This is a genomic window from Pseudomonas sp. HMWF006, from assembly GCF_003061205.1.
Lineage (GTDB): Bacteria > Pseudomonadota > Gammaproteobacteria > Pseudomonadales > Pseudomonadaceae > Aquipseudomonas > Aquipseudomonas monsensis.
In genome coordinates this window covers 1-2,394 of sequence record NZ_QAIU01000577.1, presented here as the reverse complement: position 1 = coordinate 2,394, position 2,394 = coordinate 1, and the positions used below count along the sequence as shown (strand labels likewise).

Sequence of the window (2,394 nt, the reverse complement as noted above, 5' to 3'; positions counted from 1 at the left end):
CACCGCCGTTCGCGCCCAGCGGCCCGAAACCGTGGGCATCATCGACCATCAACCACGCGCCTTTGGCTTTGGCTTCACGGGCCAGTGCGGGCAGGTCGGCAATATCACCGTCCATGCTGAACACGCCATCGGTGACCACCAGCGTATTGCCGGTGGCTTTCTCCAGACGCTTGGCCAGGCTGTCGGCATCGTTGTGCAGATAACGATTGAAGCGCGCGCCGGACAACAGCCCCGCATCCAGCAACGAGGCGTGGTTGAGGCGGTCTTCCAGCACCGTATCACCCTGCCCGACCAGCGCCGTGACCGCGCCGAGGTTGGCCATGTAACCGGTGGTGAACAGCAGCGCACGCGGGCGACCGGTGAGATCGGCGAGCGCTTCTTCGAGGGCATGGTGCGGGGCGCTATGGCCGATCACCAGATGCGACGCCCCGCCACCCACGCCCCAACGCGCGGCGCCGGCACGCCAGGCTTCGATCACCTGCGGGTGATTGGCCAGGCCCAGGTAATCGTTGTTACAGAACGCCAGCAACGGCTGGCCGTCGACCACCACTTCAGGCCCTTGCGGGGACTCGAGCAGCGGTCGCTGGCGATAGAGATTTTCGGCACGACGGGCAGCAAGGCGTGCGGCGAGATCGAAAGACATGCAGGCCTCGACAGTCAGATCACATGAATCACGATGGACACAGCGCCTGTGGGAGCTGGTTCGCCAGCGATGGCGGCGGCACATTCGACATAGATGTCGCCATCCAGTCCGCTATCGCTGGCGCGCCAGCTCCCACAGGGTTTTGTATCGCATCAAAGAAATCAGACCGCAGCGTTATAGAACTGCTCGCTGCTCTTCTGCTCCACCAGCGCCTGCTCGATCGCCGCCTGGTGCACTTCATCGGAATGCTCTTCGCGCGCTTCCGGTTGAATGCCCAGACGTGCGAACAGTTGCATGTCCTTGTCGGCCTGCGGGTTGGCCGTCGTCAGCAACTTGTCGCCGTAGAAAATCGAGTTGGCGCCGGCGAAGAACGCCAGGGCCTGCATCTGCTCGTTCATCGCTTCGCGGCCGGCGGACAGGCGCACGTGGGATTGCGGCATGAGGATGCGCGCTACGGCGAGCATACGGATGAAGTCGAACGGATCAACATCGTCGGCGTTTTCCAGCGGCGTACCGGCGACCTTCACCAGCATGTTGATCGGCACCGATTCCGGATGCTCCGGCAGGTTGGCCAACTGGATCAGCAGATTGGCGCGGTCGTCCAGCGACTCGCCCATGCCGAGAATACCGCCGGAGCAGATCTTCATTCCCGACTCACGCACGTAGGCCAGGGTCTGCAGGCGCTCGCTGTAAGTACGGGTGGTGATGATGCTGCCGTAGAACTCAGGCGAGGTGTCGAGGTTGTGGTTGTAGTAATCGAGGCCGGCCTTGGCCAGCGCTGCGGTCTGCTCCTGATCGAGACGACCGAGGGTCATGCAGGTTTCCAGACCCATGGCTTTCACGCCTTCGACCATCTTCAGCACGTACGGCATGTCTTTGGCCGACGGGTGTTTCCACGCCGCGCCCATGCAGAAGCGCGTCGAACCGATGGCTTTGGCGCGGGCGGCCTCTTCGAGAACCTTCTGCACTTCCATCAGCTTTTCTTTTTCCAGACCGGTGTTGTAGTGACCGGACTGTGGGCAGTACTTGCAGTCTTCCGGGCAGGCGCCGGTCTTGATCGACAGCAGGGTCGAAACCTGCACGCGGTTGGCGTTGAAGTGTGCGCGGTGCACGGTCTGCGCCTGGAACAGCAAGTCGTTGAATGGCTGTACGAAGAGGGCTTTGACTTCGGCCAGAGACCAGTCGTGACGCAGGGTGGCAGTAGTGCTCGCGCTCATGGGTAGTTCCTTGGTTATGCTTGGCTCGCGACCGGGGAAACGGAATACCCACAGGCGCTACACGGATGTTCGGCATATTTAAGGAAGAGTCATGCGCTGTCAACCACGATACAAAGGACAGGTTTACATCTGTTTAAAAAACGTACAGACCTGCTTACTGTGCGATGAGCCTGCAGACGAAAAAACGCCCCTCTGCGTGGCCTGCGAAACCGAACTGCCATGGCTCGGCGACCATTGCCAGCGCTGCGCCCTGCCACTCTCCGCCGCCGACCTGACCTGTGGCGAGTGCCTGCTAGAGCCGCCGGCGTTCGAACAGGTGGTGGTGCCGTGGCGCTATGGCTTCCCGGTCGACAGTTTGATTACGCGCTTTAAACACAACGCGAAATGGCCGTTTGGTCACCTGCTCGCCGACGTTGCCGGACAATACCTGCAACATCGTTTCGATGAGGGGTTGCCGCGTCCGGATGTGTTGTTGCCAGTGCCGCTGGCGAACAAACGTCTGCGTCAACGCGGGTTCAACCAGCGCGCCAACAT

General features: G+C 61.4%; 3 protein-coding genes. 1 reads left to right on the top strand and 2 read right to left on the bottom strand.

All coding sequences use genetic code 11. The features are described from left to right. Both DBR24_RS33935 and bioB read right to left on the bottom strand, forming a co-directional pair. The coding region (locus DBR24_RS33935; protein ID WP_371921364.1) for an aminotransferase class I/II-fold pyridoxal phosphate-dependent enzyme at positions 1 to 643 on the bottom strand (643 nt) is incomplete at its 3' end. 161 nt (positions 644 to 804) lie between these two features. Beyond that, positions 805 to 1,860, bottom strand: coding sequence for a biotin synthase BioB (bioB, locus tag DBR24_RS26430; protein WP_128616182.1), 1,056 nt, complete (start codon positions 1,858 to 1,860; stop codon positions 805 to 807). Between the two features lie 91 nt (positions 1,861 to 1,951). On the opposite strand from bioB, the gene DBR24_RS26425 reads away from it, so the two are divergent. After that, on the top strand, positions 1,952 to 2,394 hold a 443-nt coding region (locus DBR24_RS26425; protein ID WP_146189126.1), incomplete at its 3' end, for a double zinc ribbon domain-containing protein.